Source organism: Sphingobacterium sp. UBA865, assembly GCF_002295765.1.
GTDB lineage: Bacteria > Bacteroidota > Bacteroidia > Sphingobacteriales > Sphingobacteriaceae > Sphingobacterium > Sphingobacterium multivorum.
Genome location: NZ_DBGB01000013.1, coordinates 26,348 through 51,641 on the forward strand (window position 1 = coordinate 26,348; position 25,294 = coordinate 51,641).

Here is a 25,294-nt window from a genome sequence, read left to right on the forward strand (position 1 = left end):
TAGTTTGATTGGTCACATGACAGGTTGGGGTCTCGATTTCTCAAATTCCCTAATGATATTTTCAATGGCAAAGTCTTCTTTTGGGTCATAAGTTGACTTTAGGTTGTGACCGAATATTTTCGCGACTCCCTGATAAAAAAAAGCGGAAATCCCACCCTTCATTTCCTTTACCATTTCATAGCCGGTATGTCCCGTATAACGATCGATCAATTTAATGAGTATTTTGCCTTGGGAAATAGTCATATTTTTGATTTCTCGGTCAAACATCTGTTTTACGTCACTTTCACATTTTTCAACCAATGCTTTATGTTCCTTCTTGTCCGAAGTCAGCGCTAGGTCTCTGTCAAGTTGATCATATCTTTTTTGCGCATAGATTGCATAAGGAAGAACCTTGAGGACATTTCTTCTAAAGCGGAGATATTCTCTTCGTGCTTCTTCACTTGACCAGGTCCTTTTGGCCACAACAGTGACCTGTGGAATCGGAAACCAGGGTAATACCTCTCCGTTTGCCAAGGTTGTTGTCATATAACTGTTTACGGTCTCCTGTGCCCCCTCTCCATACAAAGGAAGAGTGAGTGATTGAGACTGCGCCCATCCGGACAGAGTCGCTTTGAGGAATAGCAAACAAAATAATATTGTCTTCATTTGGGCAATTATATAACGCTTTTTAATTTGTCAATGCTATAATATTTTGGTAGATTTATTACAAAATAGTTAGCTTGAAAATTAGTATTCAAGAATACAATAACTAAATTACACAAATTTACTCAAAAAACATCATTTACCTGCAACGTTTATGAAAGATTATGTGATTGATATTGAAGCAGAAAACAAAGAGATAAGGAAACGTTACCGAGCATTGTTACGCGCCTGTAAACCAACTTTACAACGCGGGGACAAGCAAGAGATCCGCAAGGCATTTGATTTGGCGTTGGATAGTCATAAAGAGATGCGACGTAAATCAGGGGAGCCTTACATCTATCACCCAATTGCTGTTGCCCAAATTGCTGCTGAAGAGATTGGCTTAGGGACGACATCTATTGTATGCGCCTTGCTCCATGATGTAGTTGAAGATACCAATGTTACTCTGGATGAAATTGAAGAAATGTTTGGTAAGAAAGTTCGCCGAATTATCGATGGGCTTACCAAAATTTCAGGAATTTTCGATCCAAACAGCTCTATGCAAGCGGAGAACTTTAGGAAAATGTTGCTCACATTGGCCGACGATGTTCGTGTAATTCTCATTAAATTGGCAGATAGGCTCCACAATATGCGCACCATGGAATTTATGGCCAGGGATAAGCAGCTGAAAATTGCTTCAGAGACAAGCTACCTTTATGCGCCATTGGCACATCGTCTTGGGCTGTATGCGATAAAATCCGAATTGGAAGATCTCTCGATGAAATTTACTGATCCGGATACCTATAAATTTATCGCTAGAAAACTGAATGAGAAAAAAGCTGAGCGTGAAAAATTTATAGGCGATTTTATTGGTCCAATCAAAGAGATATTGGAGGAACAGGGTATTAAGGCGTCCGTATTTGGGCGACCTAAATCAATCCATTCTATTTGGAATAAGATGCGAAAAAAATCGATTCCTTTTGAGGAGGTTTATGATTTGTTTGCTATACGTATTGTAATAGATGCTGTGGATGAGAAAGAAAAGACAGAATGTTGGAAAGTTTATTCTATTGTCACTGATTTGTACCGTCCTAACCCCGACCGTCTTCGGGATTGGATCTCCTCTCCGAAAGGAAATGGTTATGAGTCCTTACACACTACGGTGATGGGGCCTAAAGGGCAATGGGTAGAAGTTCAGATTCGAACCAAACGGATGAATGAAATTGCCGAAAAAGGATTTGCAGCACATTGGAAGTACAAAGAATCAAATTCAGATTCTGGCTTGGATCAATGGATCAAAAAAGTACGTGACGTCTTAAGCAGTCCAGATCAGAATGCGATGGATTTTGTGGATGATTTTAAGATGAATCTCTTCTCCGATGAGATTTTTATATTCACGCCCAAAGGAACACTGATTCAACTCCCCAACAATGCCACTGCTTTAGATTTTGCCTTTGAGATTCACTCTGATATCGGTGCAAGTTGTATTGGCGCCAAAGTAAATCACAAACTTGTTCCTTTAAGCCATATTTTGCAAAATGGGGATCAGGTAGAGATTATTACATCAAGCAAGCAGTCACCTAAAGAGGATTGGTTGAATTTTGTTGTGACTGCGAAAGCCAAATCCAAAATCAGATCTTCTCTAAAAGAAGAAAAGAGAAGAGTAGCGGAAGATGGGAAAGAAATTTTGGAACGTAAGTTGAAATCGCTAAAAGTTACTTACAATACGGATAATATTAACAAAATTGCCAACTTTTTAAAATATCCCAGTTCGCAGGACCTTTTCTATAATGTTGCCAAGGGTATTGTTGATATCAGGCAACTGAGAGAATATGTTGCGCATGAGAAAGCGGTTGAAATTAATGTAAGTTCTTCATCAGGAAATCAATTTAATACCCATATAGGTGGGCTAGTTGAAAAGATAAATAAGAAGGAATTCGACACGATCTTGATCGGTGATGATATGCAGAAGGTTGATTATACTCTAGCACCCTGTTGTAATCCTATTCCTGGTGATGATGTCTTCGGTTTTTTGACAGTTAATGATGGTATAAAAATTCACCGTACGAGCTGTCCAAATGCCTCCAAGCTGATGGCAAATTATGGCTATAGAATTTTAAAAGCACGCTGGGCTTCTACAAAGGATTCTGCATTTTTGACAGGTTTACATATCGTTGGCATAGATGATGTAGGATTAGTAAATAAACTTACAACTGTTATTTCTCAAGAATTTGCTGTTAATATTCGATCCTTATCAATTTCAAGTAACGAAGGTATTTTTGATGGTAATATTATGGTGTATGTAAATGATACTGCTCAGCTTGAAAGTTTGATGAGAAATTTAAAGCAAGTCAGGGGGATAACAGGTGTCAATCGATATGAATCGGAAAATTAGTAGCCAACCATTGGATTGAAAATTACGCTAAGGCGACTACTATTAAGCACTATTTTTAATAGAGGAAATATCAATCTTAATTGGTAAATTTGTACAAGAATATTTTTACTATGAATCAAGCTGAAAATTTTGCAACTGTAAAAAAAATCTTTGAAGCCTACTTAGAAAATAAAAATCTAAGAAAAACACCAGAGCGCTATGCGATTTTGGAAGAGATTTATTCACGTACTGATCACTTTGATGTAGAGTCTTTGTATATCCATATGAAGAACAAGAAATATCGTGTCAGTCGTGCTACAGTTTATAATACTCTAGAACTTTTGGTCTCTTGTGACTTGGTTACAAAACACCAGTTTGGAAGGAACATGGCACAATTTGAGAAGTCATATGGGTTCAAACAACACGATCACGTGATCTGTATTGAATGTAATAAGGTTGTTGAATTCTGTGATCCACGTATCAACCAAATTCAGAGTCTCATGGGAGATCTTTTAAAATTTGATATTAAGCACCACTCACTCAATTTGTATGGTGTATGTCAAGACTGTCAACTTAAGAACAAAAAAGAAGAGACCGTCGCTCACGAAGCTATTTCAAATTAATCTTATATTTTCTTAAATATAATAGTACATTTGTTCAGGAATGTTCAGGGGAAAATTCCTGAACATTTTATTTTTAAATAGAGTCTATTTTTATTAATAACATTTTAATTACTATACTTTAAAAGCTATGCAAGTTGATGTGCTTTTGGGCTTACAATGGGGTGACGAGGGTAAAGGTAAAATCGTAGACGTATTTTGTCCAAAATACGATTTAATCGCTCGTTTCCAAGGCGGCCCTAACGCCGGACACACGTTGGAATTCGATAACAAAAAATTCGTACTCAACACAATTCCATCTGGTATCTTCAATGAAGGTACACTAAATCTTATTGGTAATGGTGTCGTTATCGATCCGATTATCTTAAAAAGAGAGTTAGACAACCTGAAGACAGCTGGTTTTGATCCGGTGGGTAAAGGCAATTTAGTTTTAGCGCGAAAAGCACACCTTATTCTGCCTACACACCAATTATTGGATGCTGCCTCAGAATCAAAAATGGGTGCAGGAAAAATTGGATCCACTTTGAAAGGTATCGGTCCAACTTACATGGATAAAACCGGTAGAAATGGTTTACGTGTAGGTGATACGACACTTCCGGATTTTCAAGAGCGTTACCAAAAGTTGAAAGAAAAACACCTAAGCATTCTTTCGCACTATGGTGAGATACCTGATTTCAGTGAAAAAGAGAAGGCATTTTTAGATGCTATCGAATTCATTAAATCTATCCCACATGTGGATTCAGAGCATTTGGTGAATCAATATCTGAAAGAAGGCAAACGTGTGTTGGCTGAGGGTGCGCAAGGTACGCTGTTGGATGTTGATTTTGGTTCTTATCCATTTGTAACTTCATCGAATACCACAACAGCCGGAGCTTGTACAGGCCTAGGTATTGCGCCAAATAAAATCGGCAAGGTATATGGTATCTTTAAAGCTTATGCGACTCGTGTAGGTGGTGGTCCCTTCCCTACTGAACTTCACGATGAAACTGGCGAAAAATTACGTCAATTAGGTCATGAATTTGGAGCAACTACTGGTCGTGCTCGCCGTACAGGTTGGATTGATATTCCTGCCTTGAAATATGCTATTATGCTTAATGGCGTAACAGACTTGATTATGATGAAGGCCGACGTTTTGGATACCTTCGACAAAATCTATGCATGTACACATTATAAATATAATGGTGAAGTGATTGATTATATGCCTTATGAAATCATCACACATCAAGCCGAACCTATCTTGGAAGAAATTGATGGGTGGAAACAAGATTTGACTGGTATAACGTCTGAACAGGAGATACCTGAAGCATTAAAAAATTACATTTCTTATTTAGAGAAAGCTCTTGAAGTACCTATCACAATCCTATCGGTAGGTCCTGATCGTAAACAAACATTAGCTTTATCAAAATAAACTATGCGGATCGAAAGTTTTGATCTTCTCGATTCTAAAGATAAATTTCATCAAAAAGCCCTGCATTGGTCGGGGCAATTTGATGAAATTTCTTTCTTTAATAGTAATGGGATGTCCGATCAATGGGGAAGATATGAGCAAGTTTTGGCTGTCAAGGCATTATTCTCCTTCCGTGCAAATGAAAATGTATTTGATCAGCTCGATACATTTTTGAATTTACATCAATCTCAGTTTATCCCTGGATTTCTATCCTACGACCTCAAGAATGAGATAGAGGAATTACAGACAACGGGAAAGGATCAGCTCGAATTTCCGGAAACTTATTTCTTCGTGCCAGCGATTACGCTCCGATGGACGGCAAATCAAGTGCATATAGAGGCTGAAGATCCAGTTAAAATCTATCAAGCTATTTCCGATACGAAGATTCCTTTAGCAGCTCCAATCGTAGTGCAAGTACAATCGCGTTGGACAAAAAGTGAATACATTAAAGCATTTGAAGATGTGCAAGCGCATATTCAACGTGGAGACATTTATGAAGTTAACCTTTGTCAGGAATTTTATGCGGAGAACGTCGACATCTCGCCGCTCGAAGTTTATCATCAATTAAATAGCCTATCACCTACCCCATTTAGTTCATTCTTCAGAGTAGGACATCATTTTATCATGTGTGCTTCTCCGGAGCGATTTTTAGCGAAAAGGCAGGGAAAGCTGATTTCTCAACCGATTAAAGGGACAGCTAGAAGAGGAACAAGCCCGGAAGAGGACCGACAGATTATAGCTGATATGTTGAGGTCAAAAAAGGAGATTGCGGAAAATGTGATGATCGTTGATTTGGTGCGTAATGACTTGACACGAAGTGCTCTTCCTGGAACAGTTGAGGCTACTCGCCTTTTTGAGATTCAATCCTTCGAACAAGTGCATCAAATGATTTCTACCATTACCTGCATGCAAGACCCAAAAGTCGCCAATGTGGATGTATTTAGAAATACCTTTCCTGCAGGTTCGATGACAGGTGCTCCTAAAATTGCAGCTATGCAAATTTGCGATCAGCTTGAAGCTCGAAAGAGAGGTATCTATGCAGGGTCTATCGGATACTTTGACACTGTACATGATGAGTTCGATTTTAATGTAGTCATCCGCTCACTGCTGTATAATAAACAAAAACGGTACCTTTCCTTTCATACTGGAGGGGCGGTCACCAATCAGGCAGCTGCAGATCAGGAGTATCAAGAATGCCTTTTGAAAGCTTCAGCCATCCTTGAAGCCCTAGATGCAAAGTTGAAAGAATAAAACTATACTAAATTTGTAGAGAATATTTTTTGCTTCAAGTATTTTTTCGACCTTTGTCCCATTGGTACCACAAGTTCCTTATATCGATCTACATACTCATCGGAATTATCCGATCAAAGAGCGCGCGATTCTCTCGGTGAAGAATATCGCATTGAATCATGCTGAAGAAATCACTGAAACAGATTGCTCCATAGGGTTACATCCATGGTATATAGACGGGAATTCTGAACTTGCTTTAGCCTTAATGAAAGGAGGATTAAAACAGGTTCAAGTTTTGGCGATAGGCGAATGCGGTTTGGATAAAAATATTGCTATTCCCCTCATCCAGCAGCAGCAGGTCTTTGATCGACAGGTTCAACTGGCTCAAGTTTATCGAAAACCGTTGATTATTCATTGTGTTCGAGCTTTTCAGGAGATTGTCAGTTGTTTAAAAAAAGTGAATTTTAACGAAGCTGTTGTTTTCCATGGCTATCGGAAAAATTGGACACTAGCTCGGCAATTAATTGATCAGGGGTACTATCTTTCAATAGGTGGACATTGTTTAAATGGAAGCCAAGACGAGCTTTTGGAAAATATTTCACTCAGTCAATTGTTTCTAGAAACGGATACAGATACGACCGTAGAAATTACTACGCTTTATCAATACGTAGCTCGGATCAGATCGATCGAGTTGGAGGAGCTAAAGCGGGCTTTATACCAGAATTATAAGAAAGTATTTAATAAGTGAGGCCGTCATAGTCTGTTTATTCACGTTGTCGGATAGCTATAAGGTTTCATGAAAATATAAAAAAACAAATTTAGATAGATGAAAGATTTAAGTTGGCTGTCACGTACCGAAGCATTGATAGGTCGATCAGCGGTTGAAAAATTGGCAAATTCACATGTGATGGTTTTGGGATTAGGTGGTGTTGGATCCTTTGCTGCGGAATTTATATGCCGAGCGGGAGTTGGGAAAATGACCATTATCGATGGAGACACAGTGGATCCGTCTAACCGTAATAGACAATTGCCTGCCTTGGCAACTAATCATGGTGAAGCAAAAGCTGAAATTATGCGGGAAAGATTGTTGGCCATTAATCCTGAATTGGATTTAACCGTAATACAAGATTTTATCATTCCAGAAAAGATACCCGCTTTATTAGATTTGGCGCCAGATTATTGTGTGGAAGCCATTGATAGTATTACACCGAAACTATTTTTCATTAGGAGGGCGTTAGAAGCCAATATACCATTTGTAAGTTCAATGGGTGCCGGTGGCAAAGTGGATCCGACAAAAATAAAAATTGCTGATATCGGTAAATCTTATAATTGTAAGTTGGCCCAACATATCCGTAAGAAATTGCGCAAACATGGTATACGTGATGGAGTGAAAGTGGCATTTTCAACCGAACTTCCAAACAAGGATTCATTATTGTATACCGATGGGAGTAATTTTAAAAAGTCCGCTTATGGCACCATGTCCTATCTACCAGCGGCTTTTGGTGGGGCAATAGCTTCTGTTGCTATACGAGATTTAATAGAAAATGCTTAACTTAGGTATTAAATAAACATATGAAGAAATGAAAGAAGCTGCCTGCCAATTGACGGTAGCTTCTTTTTTTCTTAGGCTATCGGCTTGTGACCCCTTTTATATCAATACCTTTGGGCTTGATATGTTCCAATCGTTTCTTGAGTGTATCTATTTTTGATTTTTCAAGATTACCCGTTGCAATTATAATCCCTTCTTTAACCTGTGCTGTAATGGTCGGAAAATCTTCCAGAACAAGGTTAACATCTCGTGTTAAGGTAGAATCTATCGCGCCGCCCAAAATTTCATGATATTTTTCACGGGCATCTTCTGGTTTTGGAAGATTTACGACAATATTGTTGTGAATGGATTTGATATCCTCTCCTCCGGCTAGCTTTGTTTTGTTTTCTATGTCCTGCTTGAGAGAGTCTGAACCTATTTGTCCATTCAAGGTTACATTCCCCTCTTCGACATCGACTCCGATTCCCGCAGTAGTTTCCAACGCTGTCTCGATTTTTGATCTTAGTTTTTCGTCCGACTCGGGCGATCTACAAGAGTGAATAAATAGTGCAGCACCAAGCAAGAAGATTAAAAGTAAACTATTGAATTTCATGTCATTCTTTGTTTCTGTACTAAATAAGAACAGATGCATCGGCATATTGTTTAATTTTTCGGTATTTTCATCACCTAGTAAATTGCAATAACTTTTTGATTAACGTTATTAAAAACAAAACTATCACCTATTTTTTTCCCGATAAGTAGTTGTCCAATTGGAGATGCAGACGAGATAACGAAGATATTATTGGTCCCTATTTTTACAGCTCCGATACTTGTGGCGATCAAATATAGTCCAACATTGGTTTGAACAAGTGTTCCTAATCTGACGACATCAATTACATCATTTGATAATGATTCTATACTGATCAGTTGCTGCAGATCTTTATTGGCTTCCACGAGTTGTTTCTGGTAGCGATTAATGTCCTGTTGGATCATTTCACGTGACGTCTCATATTTGTCTCCAGCACTACTTTTTGTATCGTCATTACTTGAATCCCGTGCGGTTTCCAAAGCAGATTCTATCATTGTAATACGTTCCCTGGTGCGTTTTAGCGCTATGTCAAGGACCTCCCCTTTTATGTCGAAATAATTATTTGTCATTCCGAAAAATAAGGAATAAGTTTTATTCATTAAAAAATAAAAACAATAGGCTTAGGCTCAATAGAATATAATAAATTGGATGGTAAATAATACGAATAAGGTTGCAATAAATTAAAAAATTACTACATTTGTGCACTGAAACACGGAAAGGTGTCAGAGTGGTCGAATGAGCAGTCCTGGAAAGACTGTATACGGGATGACTGTATCGAGGGTTCGAATCCCTCCCTTTCCGCAAAACAAACCGTTTTTAACACTGTTAAAAACGGTTTTTCTTTTTTGAGTACTAAATCGGCACCAAAAACAGCACTTAGATAAAAGCAAAGAAGTTCATGTTTAATGGGAGTGTCTTCTTCCAAATCCCACGTATAATAAGAGCCAAATCCGGTGACTGGAGAGTCGTTATGAATACGAGATTCGGAGCTAGATTAATGAGTTCGAAAGTTTTACATTATTGCTCTACATTTTGTTAGTTGTCTAAATTTTACCTTAAACTATTCAAATAGGTACATAGCTTTACCTATGAACTGTATAATTCTTTGTAGGCTTTCTTGCTAAAGAGAATAAACAACTCCAGTCAATTTTTATTAATGGATCTTGTTGCCAATCAAAAGTCAATTCATCAAATTATTGGCGTTTTTTATATTAATATTTTTTTATAATATATTAATATATGTTTATATTTAATTAATCGTACAAGCTAATGTTAATTAAGTTTTAAATGAAAAGGACAATTCAAGAAGAAGAACTTGTCAAAACTGGAAAGATGAAAAAAGATCCGCTCACTATGTCTGCGGATGAAAAGATACAATGGAGGCAAGAATTGCAAAAGAGCATTCGTTCCTATTTATTTTCTCGCGAACAGCCATTGGTTTATAACAAGGATGGGCAAATGGTTGAAGAGCATCGCGATGGCACGATTCAAAGTATTTGATCATGGCGACAATATATGTGATAACCGGTCCCCCTTACATTGGGAAAAGTACTTGTGGTCAGTATTTCATCCCAGAAGGGATTAAGATACTTGACCCAAATCTCTTTGTTCAAAGCTATGCTGAACTAGGTTTAAAAGATGGATATCGGAGATTTGAGGAACAGCTGTTGGGGCTGCTGAGTCATGACGAAGATTTTGCTGTTGAGGTCAATATCGTTAATAAGGTGCATCTTCAAATGCTACAAGACATTAAAGCCTTGTATCCTGAAAATAAGATTGAAATGATCTTTTTTTACACCGATAATATGTACATATGCCAAGCGAGGTCTAAGGCTAAGAAAAATAGTAGTTGCGACTCCGACCTTGACAAAATAACCCGTTCATATATTCATACCGTGCCGCTTGTGAAAAGACATCTAAATCTCTTTTCCTCTGTTAAGGGGGTGGATATAAGCGAAAACCACATAGTACCTGAAACTGTGTTTAAATACCAAGATAATGCTTTAGGAATCGAGGTATCTACATCTCTCCCCGTATGGGCTCAGTGAAGGAACATCATACCCACTTAAATTTCGATAAAAGGAGAAGTCTAAATTTAAAGGCTCTTGACCTGACCAACTTCTACCTTTGTTCGGCTTTTCCTCAGCTGGACTTTAAGTTGGCTTTGATGAAAACTTTCATATTCATACTTACTGCAGTTCCAAATGGTTGATCTTTTTAAGCGATAGATATTATTACTACCACAACGATTATAATAACTTTGGCCTATTATAATCATTATTTTAGTACAATATCTTTTATGCGGGCAAGACCCTCGGATGAATCTCTAAAGATGATCTTGCCATCTCGGTCAATGACAATATAGGTTGGAAAGATATAAACGCCCAATTCGAAGACGATAGAATTTGTTTTTTGCTTCATATCCACATATACCTGAGGCGAGTTTAAACAATAGTGTATTTATTACTATATTTGGGAATAAACCGAACTAAAAAAGCATGGATGCCCTCAACTTTCAACTTACACTTAGACCGACAGTATACACGGATTTAGAAACACATTATCAGTTTCAGCTTGATGAAGAAGCAAATTATCTCGCCGCATTTACCTCAAGTACTTCTTCAGACAAAGAAGCTTACCTTGAGAAATATGCTAAATTTCTCAATGAGCCAAGTATAAACAATCAAACGATTCTGGTTGATGGGACAATTGTAGGAAGTATTGCGAAGTTTGTTATTGATGGTGATGCTGAGATCACTTATTGGATTGACCGGAAATTCTGGGGACGTGGAATTGCAACAAAGGCGCTTAAAGAACTTCTTTCATTTGAAACAAGCCGTCCGATTTATGGGCGTGTCGCTTTCGATAATATCGGTTCTCAAAAAGTACTGGAAAATTGTGGTTTTGTTAAGGTTGGTACAGACCGAGGTTTTGCTAATGCACGCCAAATCGAAATCGAGGAATTTATTTACAGATTAGATGAATCAGTGATTTGATCAGCCTATTTATTACCAGCTTTCTTCTTAGTACATTTTGCATTTACGTTCCGGGCCTAACAAGAATACTCCAGTCTTAATACGGCTTATCGGACACACTACTAAACGCACTATTTATGATCGTCTTTATCGGAAAAGATCGCCTTTAACTTTTCTTCTAAATCTTCTCCCCTGAGGTCGCGGTATATAATTTTTCCTGTGGGATCCAATAAGAAGCTTGCTGGTATGGAATTTATGCCATAACGTTTTGCTGCTTGGCTATCCCAACCTTTTAAATCAGATACTTGTGGCCAACTGAGCTTATCATCTGCAATTGCTTTCATCCATTGTTCGCGTTGAGCCGCCTTGTCCAGGGATACTCCTAAGATCTCGAATCCCGAATCTTTGTATTTATTGTAAAGCGCTACAAGATTTGGATTTTCCTCACGGCATGGTCCACACCAACTAGCCCAAAAGTCTACTAATAGATACTTTCCTCGGAATTCAGTTAGTTTTAGACTCGTACCCATTTGCGTTTGTAGTTCAAGATCGGGGGCAATCTGTCCAACTTTCGTCCTGATCGACGATTCTAATTGCATGGGTATCTCTTTAGCCAAAGGGTAGCTTCTGAGCTCCTCCGCTAAACCGCTGTATATCCCTTTAACCTCTTCTATAAATTTCTCCTGTCCAGCAACAAAGGATAAACTGATTAAACTAAGGTAAGACGATGGATGTTGGCGAGCAAATGCTAAATGAACGCTATACAGGTCATCCATTAATCCCTTTTCCCGATCAATAAAAGCTTCCCGTACTTTAGGATCGCTCTGTTGATTAGCTGAAAGTGCATAAAATTCTTTATTAAGTGCTGTAAATTTATCATCTACAACGCTTCGCATTTTTTTTAAAGCATCTTGGTCGAGATTAATTTGAGACCCGCTAATTACAATGTTCTTCAAGGAGTCGCTTGCTCGCATTTCCATAGTCACAGGCTCAAGGTAAAAACGAAAAAAATCCATTTGCTCGTTGCGAGCTGGTCTATTTACATATGGATTTTTATTGAGATATAACGATGATGAAACAGGATAGTCTACGGTTCCCGAAAATGAAAAATTTCCTCCTCTGGAAAAAGTGGAATCCACGACAGACTTACCTTCTATTTCGTAGATCAAAAATACTTTAGCACCATCCTGCAGTGGGGGTATTGTGCCATTAATTTGATAGCGATTTTGCCCACAAACGAGGAAAGGAAGCGTAAGAGCCACTACTAGCAATCCTGCCCGAATTCTCATAATATAAAGTCTATTTTCAGTTAATTTACGAACCTAAATATACGGAATTTTTCTGTTCTAAACCAGTCACTATTTAGTATAATCCATGGTATATACCCGATAAAACAATTTGACAGGTGTTTTCTGCCATAAAAGAGGTAATAGATAAGTTATTAATTTGTGTGTTTTACCAAACTTTTGCATCTTTGCGTATTAGCACCAATATTTAACAAATCACCTTTATATTAACTTAAAGCTGTAAAATGCAAGACGAGATCATTAAGCACACGAAGAAAATTTATAAAACCGCAAAGGAGCCAAAGCATAGTCTCACCGAAAAATTGAAAGAAATATCCATTGAGATCTTCATTATCGTTTTTGCAGTATCACTTTCGATATGGCTTCACGGTTGGAGTGAGCATAGGCATGAACAACAAGAAGTAAAAGAATTTTTGGAGGACCTAAAAGTCGATCTCGAAAAAGATGTCCACGACTTAGAAAAGCAAAATTCCTACCTAACGAACACAGCGGAAGGATGTAAATTTTAAGGGGAATTAAACCAACAAAAAATTGATAGCTTGGTGAAAGTCAACCCAAATGACCGTATTAAGATGAACCTTAATCCGATCTTTAAGATCAGAAATACTGGAAATTATGAAGGATTTCGATCTAGTGGAAAAATCGGTCTCATTAAGGATCGAAAATTAAAAACAGGAATTTTGGAATATTATCAAACCGTAGTACCATCAAAAGACGATTGGCAAACCTACTATAACTCATTGGTTTTTAATCTCGCAGATGAGCTGGTATCCGTTCCCAATGCAAATATCAATCCTGATTTAATGTACAAAGCAATTAACGCATCGCCAAAAGTAAAAGGGATTCTTATCAATGCAGCATCTCAAGCAAATATGATTATTCAGCTGAATGATCAGGTGATTAAATCTGCCAAAGAAATCATTGCCGAAATTGAGCATAACAACGAATAAATCGGTTTAAAATGAGTGTGTAATGCCTTACCAATAAAAAAAAGACTTCTTTTAAAGTTTTAAAAGAAGTCTTTTTTACTTGTTATAGATATTATCTCATTGGATTTTCACTATTATCTGTCATCGATTTCCATACGCATTTCCAGAAGATTTGGTTTAAATCCTGCCTTTGCATAGGCTTTTATTGCACTGGTATTTTCTTCATAAACCTGAAGTCTTACTTCCGAGATATTTCTTTCTTTTGCCCAATCGATCAATCGGTGTAAAATCATCTTGTTGATACCCTGACCTCGATATTCTGGCCTAACGTACATAAAACCAAGATAAGCATACTTTTCATACTTTTGATAAGGTTTTGCATCCAATAATTTCGCATATCCTGATCCGACAAGTTGATCGTCAACAACTGCGACAAGGACTTCAGCCTCCCTAGACTTGATCAATTCGAGGAGATCAAAATAATGAATTTCGCCTGGCTTTAATGTGTTATCAAAAGGTCGTTCCGCTTCAACGATCCCTTGTTCAAACTCAATTAACACATTGATTTCGCTTTCTTTTGCTTGTCTGATGATTATTTCCATAATTAATATTCTGCGTCTATTATTCCGTCTTTTTCGGGCTATATCCACTGCTGGCAAACTACAAATCGCATAGCAACTGTAGTATTATTTTCATATTTTAAGTTCTAATTAGAAGGAACTTCGGAGCCTTTTTCACCTTTTCTACAAGTTACATATTTATCACTTATAACGGAGGGGCTACTTATCAAGAATATGGAACTCTCGTTTTTCCAATAATCCATTTTTGTATAGTTCAGTATAAATCAACGGTCCTCTTTTTCTTGTGTTGATTATTGGTTCCCCCGTTTCTTCATTATATTCCTGCAATAATTTATAACATTTCCATTCGCCATCAGGAAGACCTCCTTTATACTTTGCTTCCAAGTACGTATACGAATCTGTAAATGATGGATATTCTTGTAAGTCCACAAACCGATTTGTTTTAAATTCGATCCATTTTCCTTCTTTATGGTGATTTTTAATTGAGCCCTGTTCTTCATCTGTTTTATATAATCCATTCTGATCATAGTATCTGACAAATGTTCCGTTGCTTAAGAGCTGAAATTGACAAACAGGTTTTTGCCTAAAGGGATTCTCATTAAATTCATAATCCCGCAATGAGATTATAAAATTTTTATCGATATAGAATAGTGTATAGTCTGTGAATCCCATTTCTCCCTCATGATGAAGATAAATTCTTCTTATATCAACCGGCTTCCCATTCTTTACTGAAATTAAATATATTTTTTTTATGAATGGTTCACTATAGCGGACAGCGTTATAAATGGCCAGAAAATGAAGCGAATAATCCCCATAACGGAGGAAATTGGAGGCAAGTTTAATCTGATTATATTCTTTGCCGATATCTTGCTCAAATGGAAAAGAAACATCATATGCTTCGGGTATCGTTACGAGATTGTTTTTGATTGATTGATCAAATTTTAATGCATAGCGATTTCCTAAACCACGGTGATCTTGCATAGCCGACATTACGGAATCGACAGGTAGTTGTTTTGAAATATTTGAATACCCAAATGGAAGCGTTATACAATTCCTTTTATCCGTATTAAAAAAGTTAGATCCTTCAACTGATGCAGGTATATTTAAATTCTTATATCCGGTTTGTGCTTTGCTGTAGTTGGAAACAAGTACAAGCACAAGAAGGATAAAGGTTTTATTAATTTTACTAAACATATACTCTTTAGTTGTTCACATTGATCCTAACATTGCTCCATGAGTTTTCAGGCAAACTGAGCCATCATCTCCTATCTAACCTACCAAGCTATCTCCTTCGCTTTTTTTAATGTTTCTTCGATATTTTCACACAAAATCTTGGGAATAAAATCCTCTCTTGGCATTCCGTTGATATGATACAATCTTTCCGTTGGGAATTGGAATCCAATTTTTGTTTCTGTGAGACGGAAGTTTGAAATTGCGCCTAATAGCCCGGCCATAGGTGTGCCAATAACTGTCGCTCTATCAAGCGCGTCAAAACCTATAGCTATTCCTTCGCCCATACTTCCTGTCCAGTGCCCCACGAGAACATACACATTACCCTTGAAGATTTCCTTACGTGGGCTTACATACTCTACCCAATGTCGTTTTGTGTCATAATCCTTCTCATCAAATTCGTGAATTTGATAAGGTAGAACTTTATTGACAAACCGCCCCATAATGGCCCTCGCAACCGTTGAATTTCCACCGCTAGGGGTTTCAGTTAAATCCAAAATAAGGTTTTTATTAGAAATCAAACTGTCAAGCGCCGTATCAAATTCAGCGATCAAGTTGTTATTTCCCAGTGAATTATTGATTTTGATATAGGCTGTGTTTCCATTTATAATTTTATAATACAACAATTCATTCCGATTGCCATAGCTTACCGGTTCAAATGTTTTACGTTCGCCGTTTTCAACGACAGTAATCACGCGTTTCTTATCATGAGTTCCCGCAAAAAGCATATCTAAAGCATACTGATACATCTTTGGACTGTAATGATCTGTAAATCGAGGTAAGAAACTTTTTAACTGTTCATCGATTGCTTTTCCGTTGAAAAGAGTTACTTGCATACCAATTTTTAACCCAGCTAAATCTGCACCAAAACCTTTTCTTAAGTCTTTTATTAAATATTTGTTTCCATTTTTTTCGACACGTAGGTCGGACCATGATGGAATTATCCTGTTTGATGTATTAAGATTTGTGCTTAACGACGAATGTCCATTGTACAGCTCATTCAACGTATTTTCAAGCAACTGAATAAACTCGTTGTCATTTGTAACTTTTTCTACTTGTGAAGAATAAATTTCTTTGACTTTATTCCAGTCGATATTTTGCCTTTCTAAATAAGCATAATGTTTATTGATATCAGACCAAAACTCATAAAAATCCTTTTGGTATTTGGTTTGGGCGAAAATATTATTCTTTGTTAAAAATAAGAATACTATAGTAAAAATTGCTTTAGTCAATAGGCTTAATTTCATTGTTGTGTTCTTGAAGTGGTATTTCATTGGTCCAACCATAGCAAAAATAATAAAACCGGTGTTAAAATACTGAATCTTTTGAAAGCATTACTTTTTTCGTAATCTCTTTGTATAGATTTATAACTTGGAAAATCCTGGTGTTGTGATTCAGCAATTAAGCTGTTAACATCCCATTGGAGTTTTGATAATGATTAATTTGGTAACTTTTTTACCGTTATCTTTAAGACGACATGCGATCCGTAAGAAATAACGGCTTATACCGACTGCTGATGGATATTCAGATAGCGATTTTACTTTAGTCAAAAGTTTAAACCATTCTTCACCACACTGCTCTTTTACTTTTTGTTTCAATTCGTCCATAGATACGCTGGGAAAGGTCCGATGATCCTGATCAGTATATTCTTCACTTAGAAAAAGGCCATTCCCATTTTGTTTTAAAGGCTTCCAGTCTGAGTTAAAATGTTTCCATTCGGTAAGATCACAATGGGGACCTTCATTCATAATAGTTACGCTGGTTTCATAGCGTTGTTCCACCTTCAAGTCACGGACCTGATCACTTAAAATAGAAATATAAGTTCCCTCGATGCTTTCCCCGACTTCTGCTTCGATTTCTACGGTATCACGTTGTAGTCGATCCATCCTTTCTGGATCAAAAATGGCCATACCTTGAATCGAAACGACAAATTCATTGAACTTTATGGATGTTGTTGTCTTAACCTCATTCGTGGTATGCGAGGCGGGGACCGTATCTATCTGCTGCCTGGATATCACTACTTCTCCGTCAATAGGATGTTCTGATTGCTTAACATCCCGTTTTTGTAGGGGTACGCTAGGATTGTTACAAGAGCAAATTGCAGCAACAGTTAGCATGATGATATTTTGTTGTATGTTCATCTCTATACCTTAGTTTGTATTTTCTTTGCTTAACCGGGCAGTGTAGTACGCAAACTGCTTAATATTTTCATTGGCAACTTTTTTAAGCGTATATGCTTTTATGATAATCGTCATGCTATCGATCCATCTGATGTTTTCCACCGCCCAATTGTCCGTTTCAAAACTGTTGTATTCGGAAAGTTTGATCCGGAAAGGAGCCTTTTCTTTGCGGACAGCAAGTACCCCTATAAAGCAACTATTCGCAGCATAGACCTCATTATAATAATAAGCAAGAAAATCTCCGTTTGGAGATGGAATTGGTATTTCAACTGCACCGTCGCCGACTGAAGCAATTGTATGTTGACTACCGTTGATGCTATCGAGTAAAACTAAATCGCTAAAACCTAATGATTCAGCAACATGATTGCTTACGAGAATATGCATTTTCAGTTTGGGAAGATAGCCTTTATACGCCCAACCCTTAAATCCATCACCATAACCGGCTGAAAAACTATATTTCCTGAACTTTAGCTTGCCTTTGCCTGTAGGAATCACAAAGCTTTTCCGTTCAACAGCAGGAGTTTTATTGATAATGTTGGAGCTAAATGCTTTATGATAGTCTTCTGGTGTAGCTGCTTTGATTACTAATTTGGGAAGGCTATCATAGCGATCTCCATAACCTACTGTCAAATTTGGTGTAGATTGACCGTAAACAAGGTTTATCGAAAAAAGAAATATCAATAGCGATTTCATAATTATTTCTGGATTTTAGTAAAAACAGGATTCCATCTAAGATAACCCTCCCTGCGTTGCATGATGAAATAGATCTATTGTTTGTTCAAAAGTGACATCATGAATCGATCATCGTGTAAAAATAGGCCACAAGCCGCAAAAGTTTAAGACCATTTAATATTTGCATGTGGCGATTTATTATTCGCTATTTCTTTAAAGGATGAAGACTTGACGCTGTTGTATTACTATACAACTCTCCTGTTTTATCCCAACATTTGATCCTCTTGAAAACGATGACTTCGACTCATCGTCACTAGTCCAGCAGAGTGGCAACTAACAGTACAATAGTGGGTTTTTCCAAACAATCGCGAATCAAAATGAGTTTACAATGCTGTTTTATTATGGGATTGACAGATTGATCAATTTCGCTTAAAGACGGTATTCCCTTCTTTGATTGTTTCAATTACTTTGATGTCCCGTAATTTTTGGGGATTAATTGTTAATGGATTTTGATCCAAAATAACCAAATCAGCTAGTTTTCCTTTTTTAAGAGACCCTTTATCTTTTTCTTCCTGATACTGATAGGCAGCGTTGATGGTAATTGCTTTGAGCGCGTCCCTGACATCAATACGTTCATCTGGCCCCAACAACATTCCCGAACGTGTCGTCCGATTGACTGCAGCATACACCCCGGTCAATAGATCTGGAGGTGTTACTGGGCTATCATGATGGATGGTAAACAGTATTCCCGCTTTTTTTGCCGACTGAGCTGGACTAATAAACGCCGCACGTTTGGGACCAAAAACACTTTGATAGTGCCAATCTCCCCATAAGTAAACATGGGATGAAAAATAGGAAGGAATAACACCGATATCTTTTATCTTGGCGATATGATCGGGGCGGCTGTTCTGCACATGTATCAAGGTTGCCCTAAGCTCAGGCTTATAAATTCCTTCGGCTTTCAATCTGCCGATCACACGAAGTACCTGATCAATAGCCGCATCGCCATTAACATGTAGTTGTGCCGTAATATGATTTGAAAACACTGTTTTTAAATCATTGTAGAGGGTCTGGTCCGAAAAGATTGGAAAGCCTTTGTAATCTGCCGGTTGACCTTCTGGTGGAACTAGGTATGGTTCTGTCAACCAAGCTGTCTTCCCCTGAGGCGAACCATCATCCGAAAATTTAAATCCACCAAATTTCAAACGCTTTTCGTATTTCATGTAATTGGGTTTAAAGGATTTCCATTCGGCTTTGTTTGCTTCAAAATCCGGAAAATAAACCACATCTGCCTTTAGAAGATTTTTCGAAGCTGCTTCCTTCAACAGGCCAACCCCCACTCCCATCGAACGTCCGTCACAGATTGTTGTCTGCCCATAACTAAGCCATTCGTCTTGCGCTTTGACAAAATCTTTTAGGGATTGAGATAGCTCATTTTTGGCCTGTTGAGGCTTGGGAATCATATTCGTCAACTTCACCAGTGCGGCAAAAGAGGCATTTTCTTCTAGTTTGCCGTTTAGTCGATTATCGGGGCTTCGGCCGTAATGTCCCCCCTCCGGGTCTTTTACATTTTCGGCAATACCTAATAACTTCAACATCGCACTATTGGCAACACTTGCATGACCAGAAGCATGAATGACAATAATAGGATTTGTCGTACTGATCGCATCCAATTCCTGACGAGTCGGATGGCGATGCTCACGCATGATAGCATCATCGTAACCATTTCCTAATACAGGAACAGACGCGCCTAATTTTGTTCGCTTAATAACTGATAATATAGTCTTTTGAAGATCTGGTATTGAATTAACGGTACCATATGGACTGGGCGATAAATCTATTGCCTGTTCCATTCCTGCTCTTGAAGTGATATGGCCATGGGCATCAATAAAGCCAGGCAGTAAAGTTTTTCCCTTTAAATCGATCTGTTTCGTGTTTTCCCCTACATAGGGGGCCGCTTCTTTCCGGCTACCGACGAAAAGAATTTTCCCGCCTTTTACTACTAACGCATCTACCTGGGGAAAATCATCTTCCATCGTAATAATATTTCCACCAAAATAGAACGTATCCCCTTTTTGCTGACTGCTCTTACAGCTTAAAATAAAAAAGGGTAAAAGGAAAAATAGATATTTTGTAATAATTGCCATGTGAGAGGTTAACTGTACTGATGAATAACAACAGAAAACAGTTAATTGTTTCGCAGCTCTTTGCTGGGTAACAGCCGGTAGAAGAAATGCGCATCTAGATGCGCATTTTCGATTAAAGCAGAATCGGTAACAGTTGATCTAGACTTTCTACCTGCAGGAAATTGCTTGGTTTAACCTCATCACAAGCTTGCTCATGTGTCCAAGTCACATGGTAAGGGACATGTATTGCCTGTCCCCCCAATGCCAAAACAGGCAGAACATCGGAGTTGATTGAATTTCCGATCATGATAAAATTTTCAGCGGGGCATTCAATTTTTCTTAATAATTTTGAGTAATCGTCATTTTTCTTGTTACTCATAATTTCCACATGATGGAAGTACTTTTGGAGACCCGAATTTTTCAGCTTTCTTTCCTGATCCAAAAGGTCGCCTTTTGTGGCTACGATTAGCTTATAATGTGCACTCAGCCTTACCAACGTATCTTCAACACCTTCCAATAATTCAATCGGCATCTTTAATAAATCTTGTCCAATCGCTATGATTTTGTTTATTGTCTTCAGCGATAACTGTCCTGCCGAAATACGGCTGGCAGTCTCTATCATACAAAGAATAAAGCCTTTCACACCATACCCATAGAGGGACAGGTTATTCATTTCTGTTTCAAATAATTCTTTTGATACTGCATGCTGTGGAAGATAATTTTCTAACAGCGCACAAAAATCATGTTCTGCTTTTTGAAAATATGGTTCGTTTACCCATAATGTATCATCTGCATCGAATGCGATGACTTTAATGGCAGTTTTATTGATAATCATTCTAATTTTAATTCAATTTAAGTAGTTTACTTGATCTTGATGCCATTATATTGTTCCCATAACCCGGTCAAGTTTAGGTCTGAATCATATACGGCATTAAAAGCAAACAGTTTTCCCTTAGCCACATAATCATAAATATAAAGATCGGTTAAAGGGGTCGGAATAGATTCCAGTTCGTCTGCAGCGATCCATTCGAGGTCACCCTCATTACAATAGGGGGCCTCTACATATTCGATATCGGATACATATACATAGCTGATCCAATTGTAATTGATCGGTGATGTTTCGGTTAACATGCCACAAAATTGTTTTGACGTGATATGGATCCCTGTTTCTTCCATGACTTCACGAACTACCTCATCATCCGGGTTTTCAAATGGGTCTAATTTCCCACCAACGGGAACATACATATCTTTATTGGGTTCTTTAAGGCGCTTTAACAATAGAAACTTATCTTTATTTCTTAATATACATAGTGTGGCTACACGCTTCAAACCTGTCACTTCAGTGCTCATTTCTTTTCTGTTTGTAACAAAAATAGAAAATGTTGCGAGAGTCTTCAAGTATTTTAGCGAATTCATTCAGTCTATCTCTCCTCAGTAAGGACTTGCATATCTATTGCATCGGCATAAGTCACCTTGGCGATCACTTTTCCATGAAGCGGACCCCATAATCTTTACGCACTCACTCTCATGGGGTACCGAAATTTATTTTTGAGGGAAAGCCCATTATCCAATGAACGATCGGCATAATGGGCTATATCCATAGAATTAAACATTAAATTATGCGGGTCTTAAATGATAGGCTTTAGGCTGAACAAATGCTCGTATACCTTGAGCCGATAAGGTCGAACCTAAGCCAGAATTTCGTCTTCCGGACCAAGGCACATTAGGGCTTACCCTATCACAGCAGTTCCAATATACCGTTCCTGTATCCATTTTGCTAAGGATATTCATTGCTCTATCCTGATCGGACGAAAACACCGCTGCAGTAAGGCCATAGGTCGTATCCTGCATCAACGTAATTGCCTCTTCGTCTGAAGTTACCTTTTGTATACCTATCAACGGACCAAAAGTCTCTTCACGCATAAGTAGCATGTTGTGATTACAGTGCTCAAATACTGTGGGAGCATAATAATATCCCTTACCTTCTAATACATGTCCGCCCAACCGTAGTGTTGCTCCCTTTTCAAGGGCATCTTTCACTTGATCTTCAAGGACGTCCAGCTGAGCAGCCCTCGTTAAAGGACCGATAAATGTGTCTCCAGCGCATGGATCGCCAACCTGATAGGAAGCTACCTCCTCAATAAATGCCTCGACAAACTCATCGTATATCTGTTCTGAAACATAGATACGTTCAACAGCACAACAGCTCTGCCCATTGTTGTAGAAAGCGCCCTCAGCTGCCGACACTGCCGCCTGTTTTATATCTTTCACATCTTCTGTTACGTATAGTGGATCCTTTCCGCCTAGCTCAAGCTGGACTGGAACTAATTTATGCGCTACGGCCCTAGCAATATGTACTCCAGTTTTATAGGATCCAGTAAAGAAATAGCCATCCAATGGCAATGATAAGATATGCTCGCCAATCCTCCCATCTCCAACAACACAGTGAAATACATCATCAGGTATACCGGCTTCATAAAGGTATTTTGCAAACTGCAATCCGGTCAGCGTAGCAAATTCAGAAGGTTTATAGAGCACGGCATTGCCCGCAACCAAGGCGTACAGAAAAATATTAAAGCCCACATTATAAGGGAAATTCCATGCAGAAATATTGGCAATGACACCAAGTGGTTCATAGCGAATATGTTCTAGTGTAGCCCCCTCATTTACAATAATTTCTTCTGAAAGCCATCTTTCAGCATTTTTTCGAAGATGCTCAATACGGTTTTGTGCTCCGTTAATTTCATTAAGCGATTGTGTGATGGGTTTGCCCGTCTCCTTGGTAAGGATCTCCGCAAGTTCCTGTTTATTCGCCAAGATCAGCTCCCCAAATTGTATGATGCACGCTAAACGATCCCTCAAAGGAACGTTGGCCCATTTTTGCTGTCCCTGTCTTAGTAAGGAGAGTGTATTTTCCAATTCAACTGTTGTGGTTGAAGGCAACGTTGCTACTACAGCACCGGTTGCAGGATTTCTAATTTCTATGTTGTCTTGCATGTTCGATAAAAACATTAAGAATTAAATTTTCATCTAAAAGTATTCCCTTCTGTGTTTGGGAAAATTCGGGATGCCATTGTACACCCATCACTTTCCCGGCCGCTTCTTTGGTATAACCAAATGCTTCGATAAATCCGTCTTCCGAGCGCGCAAAGACTTCGAGATCACGGCCAAGATCTTTAATAGCCTGATGATGTACAGTGTTGACCAATGGATTGGCAACATGGCCATATAGTCTGTCGAAAAGTGTTCCTGGTTCTATATGTACGGGATGATTGATGGTGTCGTATAGACTTGCTGAACGATGTACAGCCGACTGAGGAAGCTGACTACCGATATCCTGATACATTGTGCCTCCAAAATAGACGTTCATTAACTGAAATCCCCGACAGATACCTAAGACTGGCTTATGATTTCTGATGGCATAATCCAATATCTTTAGCTCATATTGATCCCGATAAGGGTCTCCTTTCCAGGGTCCGATAGGCTCTTCTCCATAATGCTGGGGTGCTATATCGCTTCCACCTTGAAGAACTATGCCATCCATCTGGTGTAAGATGTCCGCTAATAATGATTCTTCAAGATCCGGCAATAATATAGGAAGAACGCCTTTTTTAGTTATCCATCGAACCATATCATTTTCCATATAGCTCAGTGATTTGTGTCCAAAGACCGTCCTCTCGGGGTCTGGATAAAAAAAACACGCACTAATACCGATTTTTAACATATTATTTTCCTTCGTAAGCGGTTTCATAAATTGCAAGAAAATCTGCTTTGCTAACGGGCTTGGGGTTTGATGGGTGACAGAAATCTGCAAACGCCAGTTCTGATAACGGTTGCAGATGTTCCTTTTGCACGCCTATCGCAGATAATTGTGTAGGCAGTCCCAAACGTACATTGAGGTCAAACAGATAGTCTACAACCCTGTCTCCAGCATGACTACCGAGCCCTAAAGCCATGGCCATCTTATCGAAACGATCTTCAAAACCGACATAATTAAACTGCATTCCATAAGGAAGATTCACCGCGTTGGCCAGTCCATGATGGGTATCAAGGAGCGAGGACAGCGGATGCGCTAAACTATGAACGACTCCTAATCCCTTCTGAAAAGCAACAGCTCCCATCAATGATGCCAAAAGCATTTTGGAGCGGGATGGCAAGTCTGATTCTTTCGTAGCACACTCAATAGACGTCGCCACCATGGCCATTCCTTCAAGCGCTATACCATCACACATCGGATGATACCCTTTGGCCAAATAGGCTTCCATATTGTGGGTAAGTGCGTCCATTCCCGTTGCTGCCGTAATAAACGGTGGCAGATCCATTGTAAGCAAAGGATCGGCAAATACAATTTTTGCCATCAATCTGGGACTAAACAGAATTCGTTTTTTCTTGGTTTCATCTTCTGAAATAATAGCACTACGCCCCACCTCACTCCCAGTCCCGGCGGTCGTAGGTACAGTAATCAATGGTGGTATCTCGTTGGTCACATAGATATCGCCACCGATCAGATCGTCGTAATCAAATAAATCACGATGATGATTTGCGCGCAAGGCAATTGCCCGTGCTACGTCGAGTGCTGCTCCACCGCCAACGCCAATAATTGAATCTCTATTTTGCCCTCTAAAGACATCTCCTCCCAAGAGGACATCAGATTTTACTGGATTTTTATGCAAATCATGAAAGACAATAACGTCGATCCCTTTGTTCGTCAGCTTTTGTTGGACTCCCTTAAAAAATGGTAGTTGGGCGATAGTCGGATCCGTTACCAGTAAAGGGCGATTAAGTCCATTGGTCAATAAATAGTCTGGTAGCTCGTCGATCACTCCAGCACCGAAACGGATCGGTGTCGGAAAATTAAAACCGTAAATTTTTGCTGTATCCATTG

27 protein-coding genes and 1 tRNA gene are annotated in these 25,294 nt (G+C 38.5%); 12 read left to right on the forward strand and 16 right to left on the reverse strand.

Annotated elements, in window-relative coordinates; all coding sequences use genetic code 11:
- Positions 1–12: 12 nt before the first annotated feature.
- The gene (locus B2O97_RS07315) at positions 13–645 is read right to left on the reverse strand and encodes a DUF4294 domain-containing protein (protein ID WP_286767199.1); all 633 of its coding nucleotides are present in this window, start codon (positions 643–645) and stop codon (positions 13–15) included.
- 151 nt (positions 646–796) lie between these two features.
- Between B2O97_RS07315 and B2O97_RS07320 the strand changes: the two genes are divergently transcribed.
- The 6 genes from B2O97_RS07320 to B2O97_RS07345 all read left to right on the forward strand — a co-directional run bounded on the left by B2O97_RS07320 (position 797) and on the right by B2O97_RS07345 (position 7,844).
- The gene (locus B2O97_RS07320; RefSeq protein ID WP_070564136.1) at positions 797–3,016 is read left to right on the forward strand and encodes a RelA/SpoT family protein; all 2,220 of its coding nucleotides are present in this window, start codon (positions 797–799) and stop codon (positions 3,014–3,016) included.
- 110 nt (positions 3,017–3,126) lie between these two features.
- The gene (locus B2O97_RS07325) at positions 3,127–3,618 is read left to right on the forward strand and encodes a Fur family transcriptional regulator (protein WP_046673375.1); all 492 of its coding nucleotides are present in this window, start codon (positions 3,127–3,129) and stop codon (positions 3,616–3,618) included.
- A 127-nt stretch (positions 3,619–3,745) separates the two neighbouring features.
- Positions 3,746–5,023: an adenylosuccinate synthase gene (locus B2O97_RS07330; protein WP_070564133.1), complete on the forward strand. Its 1,278-nt coding sequence runs from the start codon at positions 3,746–3,748 to the stop codon at positions 5,021–5,023.
- A gap of 3 nt (positions 5,024–5,026) precedes the next feature.
- The gene (locus B2O97_RS07335) at positions 5,027–6,313 is read left to right on the forward strand and encodes an anthranilate synthase component I family protein (protein WP_286767200.1); all 1,287 of its coding nucleotides are present in this window, start codon (positions 5,027–5,029) and stop codon (positions 6,311–6,313) included.
- Between the two features lie 61 nt (positions 6,314–6,374).
- Entirely contained in the window at positions 6,375–7,040 is a 666-nt protein-coding gene (locus tag B2O97_RS07340; protein WP_070564127.1) for a TatD family hydrolase, read from the forward strand.
- A gap of 78 nt (positions 7,041–7,118) precedes the next feature.
- Positions 7,119–7,844: a tRNA threonylcarbamoyladenosine dehydratase gene (locus tag B2O97_RS07345; protein ID WP_112374130.1), complete on the forward strand. Its 726-nt coding sequence runs from the start codon at positions 7,119–7,121 to the stop codon at positions 7,842–7,844.
- Positions 7,845–7,920: 76 nt separating this feature from the next.
- On the opposite strand, the gene B2O97_RS07350 is transcribed toward B2O97_RS07345, so the two are convergent.
- The gene (locus tag B2O97_RS07350) at positions 7,921–8,433 is read right to left on the reverse strand and encodes a BON domain-containing protein (RefSeq protein WP_175441969.1); all 513 of its coding nucleotides are present in this window, start codon (positions 8,431–8,433) and stop codon (positions 7,921–7,923) included.
- Between the two features lie 74 nt (positions 8,434–8,507).
- The gene (locus tag B2O97_RS07355; RefSeq protein ID WP_070564543.1) at positions 8,508–8,978 is read right to left on the reverse strand and encodes a GreA/GreB family elongation factor; all 471 of its coding nucleotides are present in this window, start codon (positions 8,976–8,978) and stop codon (positions 8,508–8,510) included.
- A gap of 144 nt (positions 8,979–9,122) precedes the next feature.
- On the opposite strand from B2O97_RS07355, the gene B2O97_RS07360 reads away from it, so the two are divergent.
- From B2O97_RS07360 to B2O97_RS07370, 3 genes are all read left to right on the forward strand, one after another.
- Positions 9,123–9,210 (forward strand) — tRNA-Ser (locus B2O97_RS07360).
- Positions 9,211–9,696: 486 nt separating this feature from the next.
- Complete coding sequence (locus tag B2O97_RS07365) at positions 9,697–9,909, forward strand: hypothetical protein (protein WP_070564118.1); 213 nt, start codon at positions 9,697–9,699, stop codon at positions 9,907–9,909.
- Between the two features lie 2 nt (positions 9,910–9,911).
- Positions 9,912–10,457 carry a hypothetical protein gene (locus tag B2O97_RS07370; protein WP_286767201.1) on the forward strand — a complete coding sequence of 182 codons (546 nt, stop codon included), beginning with the start codon at positions 9,912–9,914 and terminating at the stop codon, positions 10,455–10,457.
- A 229-nt stretch (positions 10,458–10,686) separates the two neighbouring features.
- Here the strand turns inward: B2O97_RS07370 and B2O97_RS07375 are convergent, their stop codons facing one another.
- Entirely contained in the window at positions 10,687–10,830 is a 144-nt protein-coding gene (locus tag B2O97_RS07375; protein WP_159332943.1) for a hypothetical protein, read from the reverse strand.
- A 77-nt stretch (positions 10,831–10,907) separates the two neighbouring features.
- Between B2O97_RS07375 and B2O97_RS07380 the strand changes: the two genes are divergently transcribed.
- Complete coding sequence (locus tag B2O97_RS07380) at positions 10,908–11,405, forward strand: GNAT family N-acetyltransferase (protein WP_070564113.1); 498 nt, start codon at positions 10,908–10,910, stop codon at positions 11,403–11,405.
- Between the two features lie 110 nt (positions 11,406–11,515).
- Here the strand turns inward: B2O97_RS07380 and B2O97_RS07385 are convergent, their stop codons facing one another.
- Positions 11,516–12,673, reverse strand: coding sequence for a TlpA disulfide reductase family protein (locus tag B2O97_RS07385; RefSeq protein ID WP_286767202.1), 1,158 nt, complete (start codon positions 12,671–12,673; stop codon positions 11,516–11,518).
- A gap of 242 nt (positions 12,674–12,915) precedes the next feature.
- Between B2O97_RS07385 and B2O97_RS07390 the strand changes: the two genes are divergently transcribed.
- Together B2O97_RS07390 and B2O97_RS07395 are read left to right on the forward strand one after the other, a co-directional pair.
- Positions 12,916–13,200, forward strand: a complete 285-nt coding sequence (locus B2O97_RS07390; RefSeq protein WP_070564107.1) for a hypothetical protein — start codon at positions 12,916–12,918, stop codon at positions 13,198–13,200.
- 33 nt (positions 13,201–13,233) lie between these two features.
- Positions 13,234–13,641: a hypothetical protein gene (locus B2O97_RS07395; protein WP_286767203.1), complete on the forward strand. Its 408-nt coding sequence runs from the start codon at positions 13,234–13,236 to the stop codon at positions 13,639–13,641.
- A gap of 113 nt (positions 13,642–13,754) precedes the next feature.
- Here B2O97_RS07395 and B2O97_RS07400 read toward each other — a convergent pair whose 3' ends face one another.
- From B2O97_RS07400 to B2O97_RS07450, 11 genes are all read right to left on the reverse strand, one after another.
- Positions 13,755–14,222, reverse strand: coding sequence for a GNAT family N-acetyltransferase (locus B2O97_RS07400; RefSeq protein ID WP_070564101.1), 468 nt, complete (start codon positions 14,220–14,222; stop codon positions 13,755–13,757).
- Positions 14,223–14,399: 177 nt separating this feature from the next.
- The gene (locus B2O97_RS07405; RefSeq protein ID WP_070564098.1) at positions 14,400–15,395 is read right to left on the reverse strand and encodes a hypothetical protein; all 996 of its coding nucleotides are present in this window, start codon (positions 15,393–15,395) and stop codon (positions 14,400–14,402) included.
- 80 nt (positions 15,396–15,475) lie between these two features.
- A complete protein-coding gene (locus B2O97_RS07410; protein WP_070564540.1) occupies positions 15,476–16,678 on the reverse strand; it encodes a S41 family peptidase in 1,203 nt (400 codons plus the stop codon).
- Positions 16,679–16,840: 162 nt separating this feature from the next.
- Entirely contained in the window at positions 16,841–17,572 is a 732-nt protein-coding gene (locus tag B2O97_RS07415) for a hypothetical protein (RefSeq protein WP_254667679.1), read from the reverse strand.
- 9 nt (positions 17,573–17,581) lie between these two features.
- Positions 17,582–18,304, reverse strand: a complete 723-nt coding sequence (locus tag B2O97_RS07420) for a hypothetical protein (RefSeq protein ID WP_083295859.1) — start codon at positions 18,302–18,304, stop codon at positions 17,582–17,584.
- A gap of 398 nt (positions 18,305–18,702) precedes the next feature.
- Positions 18,703–20,430: an amidohydrolase gene (locus B2O97_RS07425; RefSeq protein ID WP_115048700.1), complete on the reverse strand. Its 1,728-nt coding sequence runs from the start codon at positions 20,428–20,430 to the stop codon at positions 18,703–18,705.
- A gap of 112 nt (positions 20,431–20,542) precedes the next feature.
- On the reverse strand, positions 20,543–21,244 hold the full coding sequence (locus B2O97_RS07430) for an HAD family hydrolase (protein ID WP_286767204.1): 702 nt from the start codon (positions 21,242–21,244) through the stop codon (positions 20,543–20,545).
- A gap of 26 nt (positions 21,245–21,270) precedes the next feature.
- Positions 21,271–21,759, reverse strand: a complete 489-nt coding sequence (locus tag B2O97_RS07435) for an NUDIX hydrolase (protein ID WP_070564092.1) — start codon at positions 21,757–21,759, stop codon at positions 21,271–21,273.
- Between the two features lie 267 nt (positions 21,760–22,026).
- A complete protein-coding gene (locus B2O97_RS07440; protein ID WP_236560200.1) occupies positions 22,027–23,406 on the reverse strand; it encodes an aldehyde dehydrogenase family protein in 1,380 nt (459 codons plus the stop codon).
- Positions 23,384–24,160, reverse strand: a complete 777-nt coding sequence (locus B2O97_RS07445; protein ID WP_201303532.1) for a gamma-glutamyl-gamma-aminobutyrate hydrolase family protein — start codon at positions 24,158–24,160, stop codon at positions 23,384–23,386. Before B2O97_RS07445 ends, B2O97_RS07440 begins: the two co-directional genes overlap by 23 nt.
- A complete protein-coding gene (locus B2O97_RS07450) occupies positions 24,135–25,292 on the reverse strand; it encodes an iron-containing alcohol dehydrogenase (RefSeq protein ID WP_070564090.1) in 1,158 nt (385 codons plus the stop codon). The genes B2O97_RS07445 and B2O97_RS07450 overlap by 26 nt, the downstream gene beginning before the upstream one ends.
- Positions 25,293–25,294: the final 2 nt, after the last annotated feature.

Excerpts from the sequence above, each read along its gene's own strand:
- B2O97_RS07315 (WP_286767199.1), bottom strand. The coding sequence starts at position 645 with ATGAAGACAATATTATTTTGTTTGCTATTCCTCAAAGCGACTCTGTCC.
- B2O97_RS07320 (WP_070564136.1), top strand. The coding sequence starts at position 797 with ATGAAAGATTATGTGATTGATATTGAAGCAGAAAACAAAGAGATAAGG.
- B2O97_RS07325 (WP_046673375.1), top strand. The coding sequence starts at position 3,127 with ATGAATCAAGCTGAAAATTTTGCAACTGTAAAAAAAATCTTTGAAGCC.
- B2O97_RS07330 (WP_070564133.1), top strand. The coding sequence starts at position 3,746 with ATGCAAGTTGATGTGCTTTTGGGCTTACAATGGGGTGACGAGGGTAAA.
- B2O97_RS07335 (WP_286767200.1), top strand. The coding sequence starts at position 5,027 with ATGCGGATCGAAAGTTTTGATCTTCTCGATTCTAAAGATAAATTTCAT.
- B2O97_RS07345 (WP_112374130.1), top strand. The coding sequence starts at position 7,119 with ATGAAAGATTTAAGTTGGCTGTCACGTACCGAAGCATTGATAGGTCGA.
- B2O97_RS07350 (WP_175441969.1), bottom strand. The coding sequence starts at position 8,433 with ATGAAATTCAATAGTTTACTTTTAATCTTCTTGCTTGGTGCTGCACTA.
- B2O97_RS07355 (WP_070564543.1), bottom strand. The coding sequence starts at position 8,978 with ATGACAAATAATTATTTCGACATAAAAGGGGAGGTCCTTGACATAGCG.
- B2O97_RS07365 (WP_070564118.1), top strand. The coding sequence starts at position 9,697 with ATGAAAAGGACAATTCAAGAAGAAGAACTTGTCAAAACTGGAAAGATG.
- B2O97_RS07370 (WP_286767201.1), top strand. The coding sequence starts at position 9,912 with ATGGCGACAATATATGTGATAACCGGTCCCCCTTACATTGGGAAAAGT.
- B2O97_RS07375 (WP_159332943.1), bottom strand. The coding sequence starts at position 10,830 with ATGAAGCAAAAAACAAATTCTATCGTCTTCGAATTGGGCGTTTATATC.
- B2O97_RS07380 (WP_070564113.1), top strand. The coding sequence starts at position 10,908 with ATGGATGCCCTCAACTTTCAACTTACACTTAGACCGACAGTATACACG.
- B2O97_RS07385 (WP_286767202.1), bottom strand. The coding sequence starts at position 12,673 with ATGAGAATTCGGGCAGGATTGCTAGTAGTGGCTCTTACGCTTCCTTTC.
- B2O97_RS07390 (WP_070564107.1), top strand. The coding sequence starts at position 12,916 with ATGCAAGACGAGATCATTAAGCACACGAAGAAAATTTATAAAACCGCA.
- B2O97_RS07400 (WP_070564101.1), bottom strand. The coding sequence starts at position 14,222 with ATGGAAATAATCATCAGACAAGCAAAAGAAAGCGAAATCAATGTGTTA.
- B2O97_RS07405 (WP_070564098.1), bottom strand. The coding sequence starts at position 15,395 with ATGTTTAGTAAAATTAATAAAACCTTTATCCTTCTTGTGCTTGTACTT.
- B2O97_RS07410 (WP_070564540.1), bottom strand. The coding sequence starts at position 16,678 with ATGAAATTAAGCCTATTGACTAAAGCAATTTTTACTATAGTATTCTTA.
- B2O97_RS07415 (WP_254667679.1), bottom strand. The coding sequence starts at position 17,572 with ATGAACATACAACAAAATATCATCATGCTAACTGTTGCTGCAATTTGC.
- B2O97_RS07420 (WP_083295859.1), bottom strand. The coding sequence starts at position 18,304 with ATGAAATCGCTATTGATATTTCTTTTTTCGATAAACCTTGTTTACGGT.
- B2O97_RS07425 (WP_115048700.1), bottom strand. The coding sequence starts at position 20,430 with ATGGCAATTATTACAAAATATCTATTTTTCCTTTTACCCTTTTTTATT.
- B2O97_RS07430 (WP_286767204.1), bottom strand. The coding sequence starts at position 21,244 with ATGATTATCAATAAAACTGCCATTAAAGTCATCGCATTCGATGCAGAT.
- B2O97_RS07435 (WP_070564092.1), bottom strand. The coding sequence starts at position 21,759 with ATGAGCACTGAAGTGACAGGTTTGAAGCGTGTAGCCACACTATGTATA.
- B2O97_RS07440 (WP_236560200.1), bottom strand. The coding sequence starts at position 23,406 with ATGCAAGACAACATAGAAATTAGAAATCCTGCAACCGGTGCTGTAGTA.
- B2O97_RS07445 (WP_201303532.1), bottom strand. The coding sequence starts at position 24,160 with ATGAAACCGCTTACGAAGGAAAATAATATGTTAAAAATCGGTATTAGT.
- B2O97_RS07450 (WP_070564090.1), bottom strand. The coding sequence starts at position 25,292 with ATGGATACAGCAAAAATTTACGGTTTTAATTTTCCGACACCGATCCGT.